This is a genomic window from Tsuneonella flava, assembly GCF_002870965.1.
In the GTDB taxonomy this organism is placed as follows: domain Bacteria; phylum Pseudomonadota; class Alphaproteobacteria; order Sphingomonadales; family Sphingomonadaceae; genus Tsuneonella; species Tsuneonella flava.
Map to the genome: position 1 here is coordinate 409,560 of NZ_PHSO01000006.1, position 18,780 is coordinate 428,339.

The following is an 18,780-nucleotide window of genomic DNA, read 5'->3' on the forward strand; positions in this document are numbered from 1 at the left end:
AAAATGTTTCTCGCACCTCCGAATCGATTGACCGCGCATCGTGCAATCGCCAACGCCTTCTCGTAAATGCAAGCCATTCGCAATAGCAAGAGGGGCAAATGAAGAATTTTCTGTCAACTTTCCACGGCACTCTGTCATCGGGCGCAGGCGCTCTCGCGCTTGGCTTCGCGCTTTCTGCCGCGCCTGCCGCCGCCGAAGACGCTGACGACGCCGGACCTTATAGCGATAGCAACACTATCGTGGTGACTGCATCGAGCTTCGAACAGAAAATCACCGACGCCCCGGCCAGCATCAGCGTGGTCACCGCCGAAGAGATCAAGCGCCGCCCCTACATCACTCTGATCGACGCGGTGCGCGATCTGGAAGGGGTCGATGTTGGCGAAACCTCCGACAAGACCGGCCAGCGCACGATCAGTATTCGCGGCATGGGTTCGGATTACACCCTCGTGCTGATCGACGGGAAACGCCAGAACAACCACGGCGATATCTATCCGAACAATTTCGGGGGCAACCAGTTCAATCACGTCCCGCCGCTCGACATGATCGAACGGATCGAAGTGATCCGCGGCCCGGCATCCACTCTGTATGGCGCCGATGCGCTGGGCGGAGTCATCAACATCATCACCAAGAAGGTGATGGACCGCTGGACAGGTTCCGCGACGTTCGGCCGTTCGTTGCAGGAAGACGAAAACTTCGGCGACGATATGACATTCGACATCGCCGCCAGCGGGCCGATCATTCCGGGCACACTGGGGCTCAGCGTGCGCGCGTCGATTTACGAACGTATCGCGTCCAACCCGGAATATGACACCGCAATCGATCCCGACGGCGGTGTGCATGTTCGCAGCCTGGGCTTTGGCGCCGGGGGCAAGACGGTCGACAATACCAACAAAAGCGTAGGCGCCACGCTGAAATGGACGCCGAGCGATACGCAAACCGTGACGCTCGACTACGATATCTCCAAACAGAAATACGACAACACCCCCACCACCGATCCCGTCACCGGCGCGACCAGCTACCCGCTGGGCACAGTGGATAGCATCGAACGGATCTGGCTGGCACGCGGCGGCGTGGTCGCCCCGCGCACCGGCTATGCCGAAGAACAGAAGTTCGATCGCGTGAACTGGGCGCTGACCCATCAGGGCGAATGGGGCAAGGTCAACAGCTTCGTCTCGCTCGCCTATGTGAAGACCAGCAACGAAGGGCGCACGCTGCCCTTCTCGGTTGCCGAACGCGTTGTCTTGCAGGGGTTGTGGGATGCCGCCTGTGTTGCCGGCGGCGCCTCTGCCGGATGCAACGGCGCATCGCTGTCCAATCTCACCGACGCGCAACACGCCCAGTTGGAAGCGTTCCTTCCCCGCCCCCACCGGGCGCTGGAAAGCAGCCAGTACACACTGGATGCACGGCTCGACATCCCGGTCGATGGTTTCGCGGGCAATCACCGCTTCGTGGTCGGCGGCCAGTATATCGATGGCGAACTGGAAGACGGGGTGTTCGGCCTCGAAAGCAGCGCCGAAGGTCTGCGGGCCTACCAGAAGCAAAAGATGTGGTCGCTGTTCGCAGAGGACAACTGGTCGCCGGTCGAAAGCCTGACGATCACCGGCGGTATCCGCTACGACAATCACGACACGTTCGGCGCCCATGTCAGCCCGCGGCTCTATGCCGTCTATGCGATTTCGCCGAGCTGGACAGTGAAAGGCGGGGTCAGCACCGGATACAAAACACCCAAGACCACCGACCTCTACGACGGTATCACCGGCTTTGGCGGACAGGGCACCAGCCCCTGGACCGGCAACCCCGATCTGGAACCGGAAACCAGCACCAATCTGGAAGCGGCGGTGTACTGGACCGCACCGTCCAATCGCCACAATTTCAACGTCACGGTGTTCCAGAACGAATTCAATGACAAGATCGTAAAGACACCGGTTACGCAAACCTGCGCCGAAACCGGCGGGGTGCGCCCGTGTGCCAACCTTGGCGCCTATTGGGAAATTCTGGGGATCGGTAGCCTCAATCAGCCGATCAATATCGACAAGGCTCGGCTGCGGGGCGTCGAAGTTGCCGGGCAGTACGAAATGTTCGACGGCCTGCTGCTGCGCGCCAACTATACCCTGACCGACAGCGAACAACTGAGCGGAGCGAACGAAGGCCTGCCGCTCACCAATTCGGCCAGGCACATGGCGAACGCCACGCTGGCTTGGGAGATCAGCGACAGCCTGTCCGCGCAGCTGATGGGTGAACTGCGGTCGCGGCGGTATCGCGGAGTGGATACGCTCACCGGCAAACAGCTTTATTATAAAAGCTACAAAGTCCTGCATCTGGGCGCGCAGTATCGGGTTAACGAGTATGTCACGCTCAGCGGCCGTGTGAACAACCTGCTCGATCAGGATTTCACCAGTTACCAGACCGATTTCGTCAGCGACGGCAATGGCGGGTGGGAACCCAGCTATCAGGACGATTACAATAACAAGGACAAAGCCCGCAGTTACTGGATCAGCGTGAACGCACGTTTCTAAGGCGAACAGGCCGATGCGCCCCGATGCGAGCGGGATTTCGCGAGCACAGGCGCATCGGTCAGTTGACGCTATTGATTATCAATCTCTATCCAGTCATCTATTCAGGATTGAATGGCACCTCGCGACACACCGAAAATGAACCAGCAAACGATCAGACAGAGCCATAAGGCCGCGCCGCCAGCGAAAGGCAAACGCAAGAAGGGCGGATTTTCCGCTTTCTGGGTGCGGCAGTTCCATACCTGGCACTGGATGAGCAGCGCGATCTGTCTGGTGGGTATGATCCTGTTCGCGGTCACCGGCATCACCCTCAATCACGCCGCTTCCATCGAAAGCGAGCCTGCGGTTGTCAGTCAGGAGAGCGCGCTGCCGGACGATGTGCGCGCAACACTGGCCGCTGTGCCCGATGGCGCCGGGCGCGAAACCCCGGTGCCGCAGGCGGTGTCGCGCTGGATCGACAAGGAATACGGGATCGACGCGGCCGGGCGGGCGCACGAATGGAGCGCGGACGAACTCTACATCCCTCTGCCCCGCGCCGGCGGCGATGGCTGGGTGGCGATCGACCGCAGTTCCGGCGCTGTGCTGTTCGAAGATACCGACCGGGGCTGGATCGCCTATTTCAACGATCTGCATAAAGGGCGCGACACCGGCACCGCATGGTCGTGGTTCATCGATATCTTCGCCGTCGCATGCGTCATTTTCAGCCTGACCGGCCTGTTGCTGTTGCAGCTTCACGCAAAAAAGCGCCGCGCGACCTGGCCGATCGTAGGGGCGGGAGTCGTCATCCCGCTCTTCCTCATGATTTTTCTGATGCACTGAACGTCTGGAGCCGAACTATGCGTAAACCTTTCTCCATTCTCGGCACCGGTATCGTCACCGGCCTGGCCACTGGCGCGATTGCCACCCCGGCAAGCGCACAGACCATGAGTGTCAGCGTCGAAATTCCGCGCTTGCGTGTCGCTGAATACCACAATCCCTATGTGGCGATCTGGATCGAAGACGCGGCGGGCAAAGCCGTTACCAATCTCGATATCTGGTATGACATGGACCTGCGCGGCGACGATCCGACCAAGTGGCTGCCCGATCTGCGGACCTGGTGGCGCCGCACGGGCCGGACGCTGAAAATGCCGGTCAACGGCGTCAGCGGCCCGACCCAGCCGCCGGGTCGTCACACTGTGAATTTCAAGCAAGGCTCCCGCCCGCTCGGCAACTTGCGCCCCGGTTCTTACAAACTGCGAGTGGAAGCCGCACGCGAAGTCGGCGGCCGCGAAGTTCTGAGCGTCCCTTTCCAGTGGCCACCCAAGGGCAGCCAAACCGCGTCCGCCAAGGGCACGAAAGAACTGGGCACAGTCCGGCTGACCATCAAACCCTGACCCCATTTCGACCCGACCCCATTTCGAGAGGTATCATCATGTTCCATCGATCCAGCCTGATCGTCGCCAGCGTGGCACTTGGCCTTGGCGCGCTTGTCGCCACCCCGGCGGAAGCGCATCGCCGCTGGTTGTTGCCGTCCGCCACTGTCCTGTCGGGCGAAACCGAAACCGTCAGCGTCGATGCCGCTGCGTCCAACGAACTGTTCGCATTCGACCATCGCGCCATGCCGCTCGACAGCTTGCAGATCACCGGGCCCGATGGCGCGGCAGTCCAGCCCGAGATCGTCGGCTCGGCCCGCTATCGCAGTGTGTTCGACGTGCCGTTGAAAGCGCAGGGCACATATCGCATCGCGCTCGCCAGCGATGGCGCGATGGGCTTCTACCAGCTTGGCGGAGAGCGGCATCGCCTGCGCGCCGCGACTGTCAGCGAAGCGCGCGCCTCTGTGCCCGCAGGGGCGACCGATGTGCGGATCAGCGCAGCCAGTTCGCGCACCGAAACATTCGTAACGCTGGGCGCCCCCAGCGATACCGCGCTGGCCCCGACCGGTCGCGGGCTGGAGATGGTTCCGGTGACCCATCCCAACGATCTCGTCGCGACCGAACCCGCGACAGTGCGTTTCCTGCTCGACGGCGCGCCCGCAGCCGGGCTGGAAGTCGAATTCGTCAAAGGCGGCACACGTTACCGCGATGACGCAGGCATTCAGACGCTGACGACCGACGCCGATGGCAAAGTCGAACTGACCGCTGCGACACCGGGCATGTACTATATCGAAACCGGCTCCACCAAAGAAAGCGGCGCGGACGGCATCCCGCACCGCGCCTCCTACACAGGGGTGCTGGAGTTCCTGCCGCTCTGATGCACCTGCCTGCGGATACCGATGGAGGGGAAGTGGAGGAATTGCTGCTTCCCCCCAACCTTGACCCGGATCGTGTGCGTCCTCTGCAAAACGGGCGCACGCTGACGCTTTCCGGTGAAACGATGGGTACAGGCTGGAACTTGTCCGCCGTGGTCCCGCCCGAAATCGACGATACGCAGATCGTGCAGGCGCTGGAGCAGCGGTTCGCTATGGTCATCGCGCAGATGAGCCAGTGGGAACCGGAATCCGAAATCAGCCGGTTCAACCGGGCTGCCCCCGGCACAACGCTCCCTCTCTCGCGCCCCTTCGCACATGTGCTCGATTGCGCGCTGGTTCTGGCGCAAGTCAGCGATGGGGCGTTCGACCCGACACTGGGCGCAGCAAGCGATCTGTGGGGTTTCGGTGCTGCACCCGCCCCGGCGGCGATGCCCGGTCGCGAAACGGCGAAGGCCACCCGCAAGCTGAACTGGCGCGATGTCGCGCTGTCGCACAACGATTGCACACTGGTTCAGCCCGGCGGCCTGCAACTCGACCTGTCCGCCATCGCCAAGGGGTTCGCGGTCGATTTCGGGATAGACGCGCTGGAACAGATCGGTGTGCGCCATGCCCTGCTGGAAATCGGCGGAGAGCTTCGCGGGATCGGGGTGCAAGCCGATGGGCAGCCCTGGTGGGTCGATCTCGACATCCCGCCAGACAGCGACGCCCCGACAGCGCGGATCGGGCTGTGTGGCTGGGCCATCGCCACATCGGGCAATTATCGCCGCAGGCGAGAGGCCAATGCGCGATCGTGGTCGCACTCGCTCGACCCGCAAACCGGACTTCCTGTTGCAGACGATGTACTGGCGGTGTCGGTGCTCCACACCGGCTGTATGCAGGCCGATGGGCTTGCCACGCTCCTGCTGATACTGGGCCCGGAGCGGGCCATGCACTTTGCAGACACCCACGGCATCCCGGCGCGGATGGTGACGGACAAGGCCACCATAGCCAGTCGGGCATGGAAGGCGTGGCTGCACTGATATCTGCCTGACAGCTCGACTCCGCACGCTGGCACCAGTGGGCAGCCCCCCCCATAAGCGAGCATCCCCATTGCCGGATCGGTTCGTTTTTGGCGTTTACTCTTGATATTTCGAAGGTTTATCTGCTTATCCGGTAACATCTTCCGCTCCCTTCCCACAATCAACAGGCGGAAATCCCGGCGGATTTACCAGTCGGAAGAGTGAGCGTATGAGGGTGGAATGAAGAAAAGCGACAGGATCGATAAGGCGGATAGCAGCGGGAGCGACAACGATACCGCCTCCCCCGTCGTAACCCGCGGCCGGTATGCCCGCTCAAGCGCAACGCCGAAGAAAACACGCCGGAGAAAGCGCAGCGCCGAAGAAGCCCGCGAAGAAAGCATTGCCGCCGCGCGCTCTCTCTTGCTGGAAGGTGGGCCCGGTGCCGTTACCGTCTCGAATGTCGGCAAACGGGTCGGCATGTCGCACGGCAATGTGCTCCACCATTTCGGCTCGGCAGCAGGCCTGCAGGCCTCGCTAATGGGGGCTATGGTCGACGATCTGGCCGATGCGCTCGAAAGCGCCGTGGTTCAGATCAGGGACGATCCCAATGCCCAGCGCAGCGTTATCGAGCAGGTGTTCGAAGCGTTTGACACCGGCGGTGCGGGACAGCTTGCTGCGTGGATCGTGCTGGCGCGGGATTTCGAACATCTGGAACCGATCCGCAACGCCGTGCAATCACTGGTCAAGGCATTTGCCGAAAAGATCCCCGAGCCGGAAGCGGAAGAACGCGTGAAGGGCGTAGTGCTCACCATCGCAATTGCCGCTTTCGGCGATGCCGTGATCGGGCCGCACCTGCGCGAAATGCTGGATCTGCAAGACGATGAGATGCGGAAGCTCACCACCCACATGCTGCCGTTCCTGATTGCGATGCCCCGCTGAACGGCCTGCTGTGCCGTGTGGCACGCAAATCGCGCCGGTTCAGAAGCTTGTATTGATCGTAAACCGAATTGTTCGCCCCAACGGATCGAGTTCGTCCCGCGAAAATCCGTCAGGTCTGCCCGGCGATTCAATAACCTTCCGACTGTCGAACAGGTTCTGGATGTCGACCGCCAGTTTGAGCGCGTCGATCCATTTCTTCTGCCCGTCTGTGCCGAAAATCGATCCCGGCTCGATGAAGCCACCGAGATTGAACATTGTCGACGGCCAGAAGCGATAGATCGCCCCCCCTGCCCCACGCACATAGGCCGGGCCGTTCCAGCTTGCGCTCACGCTGGCGCCGAGCCCCTTGCGGCCCACGTCCAGCTGGAAGTCGGCGCGATGGCGCGCCTGCCCTCCTCCGTCCAGCCGGTCGATTATCGCCAGTTCCGGGCGAATCTGCGTTTGGCTCTGGAGGCTCCATTGATGGGTGAGCGACGCGGTGACTGTCCAGGGCGCGAAGGCAGGGGATACCTCCTCCGCTTCGGTGGGAAGCGCGGGGGGCTTCTCGGTCCACCGGAATGACAGCCCCGACGTCAGCCGCTGGCTCCGCTCCGATGCGATACGGATCGCCCTTGCATCGACCAACACCAGCTTTCCCGAAGGATCGCGAATGATCCTGTCCGGGAAAGCCGCCTCGACCACAGGCGTCAGATCGGGCAGCGATGCAATCCCGCCATTGGTGATAGAGCGGCGATAGCCGACGTTGAACGTAACCGATCCCGGCCCGAACGGCATCAGCGACAGATCGGCCGACAGGTTCTGCGCGGTCCCCCCGGCCAGATCGGGATTGCCGCCAAAACGGTACAGCACCTGAACATATTCATCGCGGCGGAAATCGAACACGCGGTTCACGATTTCCATCCGCGGCCCGAATAACTGATCGTACCCCGGTTCTACGTTTTCCCGCGAATAGCTGGTTCTCAGGCTCACAAAGCTGGCCGGTGACCAGTCCAGCGCGCCGCTCAGCCGGTAATTCGTTTTCGCCCCCGTCACTTTGCGGAACGCGCCCGACATCGTTGCCGTCAGATCGCCGATCTCGTCCAGCACGCCTGCACCTCTACTGGAAACCGGCAGAGAGAGCGATATCAAGCCATCGAACTGATACCGGGACGAACGCGCCCCCGACCATCGGTTCGCATCCGCGTCGAAGTACGACGAGCTCGTCCGAAACCTGTTCGCATTCAGCGAAACGCTCGTCCGCATTGGGCCTGCGGGCAGTTCGGCCACCGGGCGGCTCGCGGTCAGCGACAGATTATAGACCTCGCTTGTCGACGCCAAGCGATCGGTCAACAAAGGCAGATTGCCCCACTGGTCTGCGCCGAGCGGCCATTCCGCCCCATCGTCGATGCGTTGCTGCACCGAACGCGCGTCGTAGCCGACATCTCGCGCAGACTTCGCCCAATTCACACTGTAGCGAAAGCCGAGACTGGTTTGCCAGCCTTCGACCGGGCCCGACAGCGAGAGCCCGGTGCTGATACTTTCGGATCGCTGCCAGTTACGGAGGGCTTTGTCGGCAGCGAGAACGCCATAATCCCCCCCGGCCAAATCCTGCACGACAGCCACCGGCATCCCGGTCTTCTGGGCACTCTCTTTGCGTCCGGCAGAGAAATTGACCGAGCCCGAAAACGCGCCGACCGGATGCGTGACGCTGGCGTTGAACCCTTGAGCATTGCTGTCTGGGAACAGCGATTCATATCGGTTGGGATCGATCCCGGCACCTGCCACCCCAAGCGCATCGAGAAGCGTCTGCGCGGCGGGCTGAACCGGCATCTGCCTTTCGCTGCGAAGCAATTCGGTTTCGTCCGCGATATTCGCTCCGATGTTCCAGCGGGTGTCGCCATCGATGATGAAGCGCCCCATCCTCAGTGTCGCGTTACGCCGACCGCCTGCTGTCGGCATTTCGGCGCCGGCCTGTAACTGCCAGCTGGCGAACTTGCGCTTCAGTTCGAGATTGACGACCCGTTTTTCCGGCTCGAACCCATACACCGCCGCCGCTGTTTTGGGCAGGATGGCAATGCGAGCCAGCGCCTCTTTGGGATAGTCCTTAAGTTCCGCGGGATTGGTGATGCGCTTGCCGTTGACCAGCAATTCGGGCGATTGCCCCCTGCTGTCGATCAGCGCAGCCATCCTATCGAGCAATTCGCCAATCGTAGTGGCGGAAAATGAATCGATGGCGTTTTCGTCTATCACCGATTCCGCGGCGATTTCAGCTTGCCCCCAGCGCCTGCCTTTCACCACGATTTGCTCTGCCGGGTCGCTGGTATGGGGATCGGAATTTTCGCGCGCTCCGGAGGTGGAGGCGGGTGCAGGCTCTTTCGCCAGAACGGAGCCATTCGGCCAGACGGCCACGACACAGGCAAACACCAGCGAAGCGGCGTGCAGCGGGCGAGTGCCTGCCATCGGCAAACGGCTCCGCATCGCTTGCCGCAGCGTGATGAACTCCGATCGGCTGTGGTCCGTTATCGCTCGACCTCAATAATCACGGCGTGCCCGCTCGCACTATATGCACCGCGCCGCCAACAAGCCAAAAAAGGCGCGCGGCAAGCGCGCGCCTTTAAGGCTGAGCAAGCGGGATTGCTCAGGAGAGTTCACATCACGGGTTGGTGACGCTAAGCGGCGCGCCGCCAGTCTGCGTCAGCGTGCCCGCCATCTTGCAGGCTGCCCCGGCAGTGGCCGATGAGTTCGAAAGCGGGATGCTGAGAGTGATCGTGCGCGGCGATGCCGAGTTACCGCCCCAAACGGCTTTGATGGGCCCGGTGCATTCACCAATACTGATCACAGGCTTAATGTTCAGCCCTGAAATCGTCAGATATGTGCCATCGTAAACTACGGAACCCGTTCCATTGATTGCAATCAATGGGCAGACCCAATCAGAAGGAGTGCTCAAGGAGGCGGTAGCCGTAGCGCTGGAACCGGCCGTTGCATCGACGTTGACAGTCAAAGTGCAATTATAAAGTGCCCCATCCTTCTGGACAGATACCGGGCCAGAGAAAGTCGAAGTGCTGGCAGGCGTGTAAGTGTCCGCCATCGCCGGCTGCGCGCCACAAAGGGCAACAGCGCCGATAAGATATCCAAACTTTTTCATCATTCATCCTCTCCATCGTTGTGGATGCATCGATTCGTATCGATGCGGTTTCAGAGTACCAAAATGAACAATGATGTCAATATGTATTTATAGTAAAAATCGCTTAACCCACATTTATTCATGTTACAAATATATTGGCTAATTCAGCGAAGTAAAATAACAACATACGATCACTCAATATCGATCATTGCGTGATCACAGTCATGCTCAATCTCAATACTGTACCGCACGAACTGCGCGGCTGCCGCCCCCATGCAGCAACCGCGCGGCCCGGCGTCCTGTCAGAACCGTTTCGTTACATTGAACCCATAGATACGTGGGTCGAGGGTAAAGACATTGGTGCTGAGACCGGAATCGTCACTATTGGTGAAGAAATCGGTGATCGGCGCATCGTTGAACACGTTCTTGACGTAGAACTGGAAGGCCAGATCGGATGCGGGCCTTGTCAGTGTGATCGCAAGGTTGGCATTGCCCCACCCCTTCAGCCGATCGTATTCGGTATTGTACACGCGGGCAAAGCTTTCCGACTGGCGATAGTAATCGCCCCGGAAAGTCAGCTCCCAATCCCCGCCATTGATGAATGCGGTGTACTGTGCACCGATATTGAAGGTCAGGCGTGGCGCATTGGGCAGTTCGTTGCCTTCCAGATCGGCATAGAACCCCCGCCCGCCATTGGGAGCATCGGTCAGCGGATTATATTCGAAGCCATAGAACTGATAGAGAGGAATACCCGCAGTCCCCGGCGTGAAGGTGCCCAATTCCTGTGATCCGCCACAGAGAGCACCAAGTGCCGGGAAACCAATACCCGCCATTGTCGTAAACGGGTGGGACAGAACACGTTCGACCAGTTCGCGCGGCGCGACACAGTTCGATGGCACCTGCAGCCAGGGCCGGATCAGAACCCAGTCCTCGTTCCCCTGCGTACGGTTCATCACGTCGATCGATTGCGCGCCTTCTTTCAGGCGGGTTTTCAGATAGCCGAGATTGGCATCGACCCGGAATGCACGCGAAGGACGCCAGGCCGCTTCGAATTCGAGGCCCCAGCTTGTCGCATTGAAATTCTCGTTCAGCGAGATGCGATCGACAATCTGCGAAACCTGATAATCCTGATAATCGTAGTAGAAAGCCGTCGCATTCAGCGTGAAGCGCCCACCGTCGAAGCTGTTTTTGGTGCCGATTTCGAACGCCGTGATATATTCCGGCTTAAACGTTCCGGGCAGCGGTTGATATTGAACGATCCGTGGATCGATATCTGGACGCGGCGGATTGGTCCCCCCACCCTTGTAACCCCGTGAAACCGATCCATAAATCAGCGTATCGTCGGTAAAGCCAAGGTCTGGCTGCCAGTCGATCACAAGGCGTCCTGTCGGCTCCGACCATTTCTGTACAACCGGGGTGCCTTCGGGATAACCGCCCGCGATCGAACCACCGCTGGTGCCGTTGGTTCCGGCGCCGAGCAGCAACTGGCTGGGCACAGGGGTCGATGTTTTCGTGTCTTTGGTGAAACGAAGGCCTGCGGTGATTTTCACATTGCTGGCAACGTTCCAATACGCCTCCCCGAAAATCGCCCAGGATTCCGTTTCGATCAGATTGCGGCTGAGGAAGTAGTTGTGACCAAGTTCGTTCAGGCTATCGATCGGATTGGGGTCGACATAGACGCAATCGACGTCGGTAGTTGTCGGCAAACAATTGTCGTATTCAAGTTCAGCCCCCCGCCGACCATACAGATTATATGCCAAAAAAGAAAAGGCATTATTAAATACAAAATACTCATCTGTAGATTTAAAGTTGAGATAATTTGCACCAATACTAAAGTTAAATGGACCTGAAAAATCAGACTGAATCCTGAATTCCTGAGACCACTGCCGATTACGTGACCTGCTCAGATCGACAGATAGCAAGCGATCCGATGGGCCCAGTTGCGGATCGACAAAAACGCCCCCCGGTGAGGCGAATTCCTGACTTATCGGATTGCCAGTTGCTCCGACAAGCCCATTGCTGTCCTGAAAGATCGGCGCGGATACAAAACGGTTGTAGTCCTGCGATGAATAATAGCGATCTTTCGCGTAGGCCGTTTGCGAAACAAATCGAAGACCATCATCGATATCGAAATTCATGTTGAACTGGAAAATATCGTTCTTCGCCCGGAATACCGGATCATAGCTCGTCGCTATTTCACGGAGATCCTTCGACTGAACGACATCTCCGAATGGATCGCCCGGCAGAAACGCTTTCTGACCCGTAAACGAATTGGGTAGATTACCCATGTTTAATGCAATGCGGCCAGCTGCGATAAAGCCCAGCGCCTCTGCGTTAGGTGCACCGTATGCCGCGTCGTCGTACAGCGAGCCGGGCAGACAGCCCTGACTGAATTTCGCTGACAGCGGAATATTATCGCTTGGCGCATCCACCACTGGCGTATCGCCGATCATCGTCTTGCCCGGATCGCGGGTGCACAGGCTCTTGCCCGTGCGCGAACGGTTGTCGTCTTCTTCGAAGTGCTGCCAGATGAAGTTGGCGTTGAACCGGTCGCTGGGGGTCCATTCGGCAATCGCTCTGGTCGACCACAGATCGCGGCCGTTGACATGCTTTTGCGTGTAGGTGTTGTAATCGAAGCCGGTGCGCTTGGTCCATGCGCCCGACGCGCGCACCGCCAGCGTATCGCCCAGCGGCACGTTGACCATTCCGCTCATGCGGCGCGTGTCATAGCTGCCGACTTCGCCCTTGATCTCCCCTTCGAATTGCGATGTCGGCATCGCCGGGATCAGGTTCACCACCCCGCCGGTGGCGTTGCGACCATACAGCGTGCCTTGCGGCCCACGCAGCACCTCGACCCGCGCCATGTCGAAGAATTCGGATTCGAACAGCCGGTTGCGGATCAGCGGTGTGTTGTTGAAACTGACCGCGACCGCCGGATCGGAGGATGCGGAAATCGCCTTGGTCCCGATCCCGCGGATCGAGAAGTTGTACATGCTGAAGTTCGATTTGGAGAAGTTGACGTTAGGCACCGCGCGGAGCAGTTCCGATCCGCCCTCGATCTTCTGACTATCGAGCGCGTCCGCCGAAATCGCGGTGATGGCAATCGGCACGTCGAGGATCGATTCCTCACGCTTCTGCGCGGTCACGATGATCGTGTTGCCATCCTGCGCGGGCTTTGCTGCCTCAACGCCCGCCGCGGGGGCAGCCAATTCCTCACCTTCCTGTGCGTAACCCGGCGCAGCCCCCAGCACAGCAATTGCAGCGATACTCGTCGTGCAAGCTGCACGAGCAAGAAAACTTCCCTTCATATCCTCTCCCCGTATTGCCGCCGCTGACGTGCCGCTCAGCTCTTTATGAGCCGAATTCTAGCCAGCAGCGAACCTCCTCAAACTGGATCGCGAGAGCCCCTTTGCGGGAACGAATCGCCCTTCCCAAGTTCAGGAAGGGCTTTCTGTTACTGAGCCCTCCCGATCCAGCGAGTCGAAAGTTATCATTACTAACAACTATGTCAATCAGTTAGTTATCATATTGTTTTTTATATATATTTATTCGTACGCTACGCGATATCAGGATAATTCCCTCCGCTGAGGCGCCGCAGCAGGTCCAGCTGAAACTATTCACTTGCCATACATTTCAACTTTGATATCTACATTGATGTCAATTTGATTCGAAGAGGAGTTTTATGATGGCGAGCAGCATAAGCAGCCCGGCCGACCTCGTGATCGAAAAGCGCGATGTGCGGTTTGGTAGAAACAGAAGTCTCGAACGCTGGTGGCACGGGGGCGACGCGGGCCGGACGGCTTTCTTCAACGCGCTTTCATCCACTTTCCCGGTGGGAGAAAAGTTCTTCATGACCGCGGTGCGGCATTACCGCGATGAAGCACCGGAAGAACTGCGGGAACAGATTCAGGATTTCATCTATCAGGAATCGATGCACACCCGCGAACATGTCGTGTTCAACCGGCAGGCCAGCGATGCAGGGTTCGATATCGCCCCGCTGGAAGAACGTGCCGCCCGCACCATCAACTGGGCCAAGCGTCGTTCACCGCTGCAGCAACTGGCCGCGACCTGTGCGCTGGAACACTTCACCGCTACACTGGCGCATGATTTGCTGTCCGACCCGGCGCATCTGGAAGGTGCAAGCGAAGAACCCGCGCGCCTGTGGAAATGGCATGCGATCGAGGAAGTCGAACATAAGGCCGTCGCCTTCGACACCTATCTCGTCGCGACCCGGAAAATGACTCGTTTCCGGCGGTGGCTGAAGCGTAGCTCCGTTATGGCGGTCACCAGCATGCGGTTCCATTATGTGATTTATCGCAATACCGCCGATCTGCTGCGGCAGGATGGCAAAAACGATCTGAAGACCTGGCTCAAGCTGCTTTCCTACCTGTATGGCCGCCCCGGCCCCATGCGGAAGCTGCTGGGCGAAGTATTCGCCTATATGCGCCCCGGCTTTCACCCCTGGCAGGTCGACGATCGCCACTTACTGGAAGCCGCGCTGAAGGATCTCGCGCTCAGCGATGCCAAAGGAGCAGTCGCAGCATGAAGGGCATAAAAACGATAACGCTGGCGTGCACGCTGGGGCTGCTACCGCTTGCCCCGGCGGCGGCCCAGAGCGGAGATATCACCGGGCTGTGGAACACTGGCAGCGAAGGCGGCAAAGTCGAGATATATCGCTGTGGTAAGGCGTATTGCGGGAAAGTCGTCGATGCCGCACGGCTCCGCACCAATCCCGATCTGCGCGATGTACGCAATTCGGACCCCAATCTCCGCACCCGGCGGCTGAAAGGGCTGGTTGTCCTGCGCGATTTCACCGGAGGGCCGACCAACTGGACCGGCGGGCCGGTGTACGACCCCGAAACCGGTGACGGTGCCAGTTCTGGCAAACTGAAGCTCCAGTCCGACGGGAAGCTGCAGGTGAAGGGGTGCGTGGCGATCTTCTGCCGCACCAAAGTGTGGACCCGCGCACGGTAAGTGCACACATCGGCGGGCAGTTTGGCCCGATATGTTCGCTATTTGGACGCCTCAACGGTGCCAGTAATGGGTCCTGAGCCTAGGCAGGATTGCGCCATCGCGTTGAGCGCAGAACAGCGCCTGGATCGATGGCCGACCCCGCCGGTGTCAGCAATTCTCCGCCAGATTATCGACCAGAAAATCGATCAGCACTCTGACCCGCGCCGGGCGTAGTGTGGTCGGTGGTGTCACAACATAGAGACTGATCGGTTCAAGGCTCCATCCCGGCAGAATTTCGACGAGCGAGCCTTCATAGAGTTCTTGCTGCACCACGAATTCGGGCTGCACCGCCACCCCTTGCCCGGAAACAAGCCAGGGGACCGCGATATCCGCATTGTTGGAACGAAACCGCCCGGCCATACGGATATTGTACTCGCCGTCGGTCGGGTGCTTCAGATGCCAGATATCCGGGCTGGACAGATTGGAATAGCAAACGGCATCCATCTTTTCGAGCTGGCGCGGGTGAGACGGCCAACCGACCCGCCCCATATACTCGGGCGCGCTTACGATGGGACGGCGCACGGTGCACAGGCGCCGTGCCCTCAGAGACGAATCTTCCAGCGTGCCGATGCGAAGCGCCAGATCGAAACCGCCCGCGATGACATCCACTCGCGCATCGCTCAGTTCGAGATCGAGGGCCACGTCTGGATAGATTTCCAGAAACCGCGACAGGATCGGGCCGAGACGCTTGATACCGAACGACATCGGCGCTGTCATCCGCACTGTCCCGCTCGGCATATCGGCCTGTGCCGACAGTTCCTCCTCTGCCGCTTCGCCCTCCGCGAGAATGCGACGCGCGCGGTCCAGCACCGCTTCGCCGCTTTCGGTCAGCGTGATCTGTCGCGATGTGCGATGGAACAGTGCCACCCCCAGCCGCTGCTCGAGCCGCGTAACGGCCTTCGATACAGTCGGCTTGGACAATCCCAGATCGTCTGCCGCGCGCGCGAACGAACCAAGGTCGGCGGCTCGGGCGAATATCGCCCAGGCATCGAGATCGGGCAGTTTCGACATGCAAAAATCTTCACCAATATGTTTCCAAGGGTGCTGTTTATTTACATCATAACGCCTCCTAGATTGGCAACAACAAAGACGCACCAGTCATGGGAGCAAGCCAATGATCGAACTACGCCCTTTCGATAGCCTGGGTGGTGCCAACCACGGTTGGCTCAACGCCAGGCATCACTTCTCCTTCGCGAATTATTACGACCCGTCACGCGTCCACTGGGGCGACCTGCGCGTGTGGAACGACGACATCATCCAGCCGGGAACGGGTTTTCCCACCCACCCCCATTCGGACATGGAAATCATCACATATGTCCGCAAAGGGGCAATCTCGCACAAGGACAGCCAGGGCAACGCCGGCCGCACAGGCGCCGGAGACGTTCAGGTGATGTCCGCCGGCACCGGGATCATGCATTCGGAGTACAATCTTGAAGACGAACCGACCGAACTGTTCCAGATCTGGATCATCCCGAAAGAGCGCGGCGGCCAGCCGTCGTGGGGGATGCGTCCGTTTCCCAAAGCGGATCGGGCCGGTCGTTTCGTGACGCTGGCTTCGGGCTTCGCAGAAGATGCCGATGCCCTGAAGATCAGGACCGATGCCCGCGTGGTTGCCGCCACGCTGAAAGCCGGTGAAACGGTCGAATATCGCCTTGGCAAGGATCGCAAGGGCTATCTGGTCCCGGCGACCGGCACGATCGAAATCGACGGAGTACGGATCAATGCCCGCGATGGCGCTGCGATCAGCGATCTGGATACCATCATGGTGACAGCCATCGAAGACAGTGAAATCGTCCTCGTCGACGCGAGCTGAATAACAATCCCCTCTGGGTGACGGCGCAGATCATGTTGCGCCGTCACCCAAACAATGGAGCATTCAATGAAAAAGAAATTTGTGTTTATGGCCGCTCTGGCGCTCACCGGGGTTTCAGTTGGCGCAATCGGCCAGACTGCAGATACGATCGTTCACGAGCCCGCTGCCGTGCGCGCGGGGACGTATGTACTCGACCCTTCGCATGGCAAAATCACATGGTCGGTCAGCCACATGGGATTTTCCACTTATGTCGGCCAGTTCACCGATGTTTCCGCGACCCTGAAGCTCGATCCGAAAACACCATCGGCCAGCACTCTCAAGGCTGCTGTCGAAACCGACAGCGTCGGAACCTTCAATGAAGCGCTCGACCATCATCTGAAGACAGCCGACTTCCTCGACACCGCCGAATTTCCCACTGCCAGCTTCGCCGCGAATCGCATTCGCATGGTGGATGCCGATTCAGCTGAGATCGACGGCAATCTCACGCTGCGCGGCGTGACGAAGCCGATCACCATTCTGGCCGATTTCAATCAGGCCGGTATCAACCCGGTCGATGGCCAGTACTCGGTTGGTTTCGACGGACACGCCCGCATCAAGCGCTCGGAGTTTGGCGTGTCGTATGGCCTGCCGATGCTGGGTGACGATGTCACGCTGCATTTCGAGGCGGAATTTAAACTTCAGCCGCAGAATACTACCCAAAAGTGAGCAACGCTGATTGCTAGTCAGACCGCACTGATCCCACAGCCAAAGGTCGTCAAAGCAATCGCAGCTCAATAGCACCGGGCAGTACAACAGCGGGTTTCGGGGTCGTGAATATCCCGAAACCTGCCGGACAAGGGAGATCGATCATGATCGAACGTATTATCGACAAGCGGAAGCACGATCTGGGTGGCGGATTCGAAGTGGGGCGGGTGTTGCCGTTCCATGCCCGGCGGACCGTGGGCCCGTACATCTTCTTCGATCATATGGGCCCGGTCGATCTCGCCCCCGGTATCCCGCGTGAACTCGACGTGCGGCCGCATCCGCATATCGGCCTCTCCACCGTCACCTATCTCTACGATGGAGCGATGACCCATCGCGACAGCCTTGGCTTCCATCAGGAAATCCGTCCCGGCGAAGTCAACTGGATGATCGCGGGCAAAGGGATCACCCATTCCGAACGCTTCGAATATGCCCGCGCAAACGGCGCGCATATGCATGGCATTCAAGCGTGGGTCGCGTTGCCCGAAGCGGCCGAGGAAACCGATCCCGCATTCTTTCACCACGAAGGCGGCGATCTGCCGACGTGGGAAGAAAACGGCATTCGCGGACGTCTGATCGCCGGCGCCGCCGAAGGGATGAAGTCTGCGGTCAAAACTCACTCACCGCAATTTTACATGCATTGGGATATGGCCGCCGGATCGCAGCGCATCCTTCCTGCCGAATACACCGAGCGCGCGGTCTACATCGCCACCGGTTCTGCGGAGATCGGCGGGCAGAAGCTCCATGCCGGGCAAATGGCCGTGCTCCAGCCGGGCGGCGACGTGGCCATCCGGGCCGAGGAAGCGGCGACGGTAATGGTGCTGGGCGGCGAACCGATTGGCGAGCGGTTCCTGTTCTGGAACTTCGTTTCATCATCGCGCGACCGGATCGAACAGGCGAAAGAAGACTGGCGCCAGCAACGCATGAAGCTGCCCGACGGAGACGATCTCGAATTCACGCCTCTGCCGGAACCGAAGCGATAAGGACATGCCCGATATCCGCATCGCGACAGAGGACGACGGGCGGCATGGCCGCTATATCGCGCACGTTGACAATATCCCCGACGAAGCGGAACTGATCTTCACCCATCGCGGGCCGGATCTGATCAGCGCCGATCACACCGGGGCGCCCGACGCGCTGCGGGGAACCGGCGCTGCACGGGCGCTGGTCGATTATCTGATTGCCGATGCGCGTGCACGTGGGTTCAGGATCATTCCGCTTTGCCCCTATGTCCGGGCACAATATGCAAAGCACCCCGACTGGCAGGATGTGATGACGGTCGCCCCCGGCGAAATGCCCCTCATTCGTGCAGCGCGCAGCGAGTAGCGCGCCAGATTTGCGCTTTTCATCGGCCCGGCGCCATGTTCGATAACTGGTTTCGATAGCCAATAGCGGTTCGTCGGGCACAATCGGCTGTTCGTCGTTCGCACCTG

At 59.7% G+C, this 18,780-nt stretch carries 16 protein-coding genes; 12 read left to right on the forward strand and 4 right to left on the reverse strand.

From position 1 onward, the window contains the following. Positions 1 to 98: 98 nt before the first annotated feature. From CV013_RS11735 to CV013_RS11760, 6 genes are all read left to right on the forward strand, one after another. Positions 99 to 2,516, forward strand: a complete 2,418-nt coding sequence (locus CV013_RS11735; RefSeq protein ID WP_102155846.1) for a TonB-dependent receptor domain-containing protein — start codon at positions 99 to 101, stop codon at positions 2,514 to 2,516. A 135-nt stretch (positions 2,517 to 2,651) separates the two neighbouring features. Continuing rightward, a complete protein-coding gene (locus tag CV013_RS11740) occupies positions 2,652 to 3,332 on the forward strand; it encodes a PepSY-associated TM helix domain-containing protein (protein WP_102155847.1) in 681 nt (226 codons plus the stop codon). Positions 3,333 to 3,349: 17 nt separating this feature from the next. Beyond that, a complete protein-coding gene (locus CV013_RS11745) occupies positions 3,350 to 3,886 on the forward strand; it encodes a DUF2271 domain-containing protein (RefSeq protein WP_102155848.1) in 537 nt (178 codons plus the stop codon). A gap of 38 nt (positions 3,887 to 3,924) precedes the next feature. Continuing rightward, entirely contained in the window at positions 3,925 to 4,743 is an 819-nt protein-coding gene (locus CV013_RS11750; RefSeq protein ID WP_102155849.1) for a DUF4198 domain-containing protein, read from the forward strand. Beyond that, complete coding sequence (locus tag CV013_RS11755) at positions 4,743 to 5,759, forward strand: FAD:protein FMN transferase (RefSeq protein WP_102155850.1); 1,017 nt, start codon at positions 4,743 to 4,745, stop codon at positions 5,757 to 5,759. The genes CV013_RS11750 and CV013_RS11755 overlap by 1 nt, the downstream gene beginning before the upstream one ends. A 219-nt stretch (positions 5,760 to 5,978) precedes the next feature. Then, complete coding sequence (locus CV013_RS11760; RefSeq protein WP_102155851.1) at positions 5,979 to 6,677, forward strand: TetR/AcrR family transcriptional regulator; 699 nt, start codon at positions 5,979 to 5,981, stop codon at positions 6,675 to 6,677. Positions 6,678 to 6,716: 39 nt separating this feature from the next. Here the strand turns inward: CV013_RS11760 and CV013_RS11765 are convergent, their stop codons facing one another. The 3 genes from CV013_RS11765 to CV013_RS11775 form a co-directional block, all read right to left on the reverse strand. Further along, positions 6,717 to 9,116 carry a TonB-dependent receptor gene (locus tag CV013_RS11765; protein ID WP_102155852.1) on the reverse strand — a complete coding sequence of 800 codons (2,400 nt, stop codon included), beginning with the start codon at positions 9,114 to 9,116 and terminating at the stop codon, positions 6,717 to 6,719. A gap of 193 nt (positions 9,117 to 9,309) precedes the next feature. Continuing rightward, on the reverse strand, positions 9,310 to 9,804 hold the full coding sequence (locus CV013_RS11770; protein WP_102155853.1) for a hypothetical protein: 495 nt from the start codon (positions 9,802 to 9,804) through the stop codon (positions 9,310 to 9,312). A gap of 278 nt (positions 9,805 to 10,082) precedes the next feature. Then, on the reverse strand, positions 10,083 to 13,088 hold the full coding sequence (locus CV013_RS11775) for a TonB-dependent receptor (protein WP_102155854.1): 3,006 nt from the start codon (positions 13,086 to 13,088) through the stop codon (positions 10,083 to 10,085). A gap of 377 nt (positions 13,089 to 13,465) precedes the next feature. Between CV013_RS11775 and CV013_RS11780 the strand changes: the two genes are divergently transcribed. Beyond that, on the forward strand, positions 13,466 to 14,326 hold the full coding sequence (locus CV013_RS11780) for a metal-dependent hydrolase (RefSeq protein WP_102155855.1): 861 nt from the start codon (positions 13,466 to 13,468) through the stop codon (positions 14,324 to 14,326). Continuing rightward, positions 14,323 to 14,754 (forward strand): DUF2147 domain-containing protein, encoded by a 432-nt coding sequence (locus tag CV013_RS11785; protein WP_102155856.1) that lies wholly within the window; start codon positions 14,323 to 14,325, stop codon positions 14,752 to 14,754. Before CV013_RS11780 ends, CV013_RS11785 begins: the two co-directional genes overlap by 4 nt. 147 nt (positions 14,755 to 14,901) lie before the next feature. Here the strand turns inward: CV013_RS11785 and CV013_RS11790 are convergent, their stop codons facing one another. After that, a complete protein-coding gene (locus CV013_RS11790) occupies positions 14,902 to 15,804 on the reverse strand; it encodes a LysR family transcriptional regulator (protein WP_102155857.1) in 903 nt (300 codons plus the stop codon). A 103-nt stretch (positions 15,805 to 15,907) separates the two neighbouring features. Here CV013_RS11790 and CV013_RS11795 point away from each other — a divergent pair, with 103 nt between their 5' ends. From CV013_RS11795 to CV013_RS11810, 4 genes are all read left to right on the forward strand, one after another. Next, complete coding sequence (locus tag CV013_RS11795) at positions 15,908 to 16,606, forward strand: pirin family protein (protein WP_102155858.1); 699 nt, start codon at positions 15,908 to 15,910, stop codon at positions 16,604 to 16,606. Between the two features lie 66 nt (positions 16,607 to 16,672). After that, complete coding sequence (locus tag CV013_RS11800) at positions 16,673 to 17,311, forward strand: YceI family protein (RefSeq protein WP_102155859.1); 639 nt, start codon at positions 16,673 to 16,675, stop codon at positions 17,309 to 17,311. Between the two features lie 143 nt (positions 17,312 to 17,454). Further along, complete coding sequence (locus CV013_RS11805) at positions 17,455 to 18,330, forward strand: pirin family protein (protein WP_102155860.1); 876 nt, start codon at positions 17,455 to 17,457, stop codon at positions 18,328 to 18,330. 4 nt (positions 18,331 to 18,334) lie between these two features. Further along, positions 18,335 to 18,673, forward strand: a complete 339-nt coding sequence (locus tag CV013_RS11810) for a GNAT family N-acetyltransferase (protein WP_102155861.1) — start codon at positions 18,335 to 18,337, stop codon at positions 18,671 to 18,673. Positions 18,674 to 18,780: the final 107 nt, after the last annotated feature.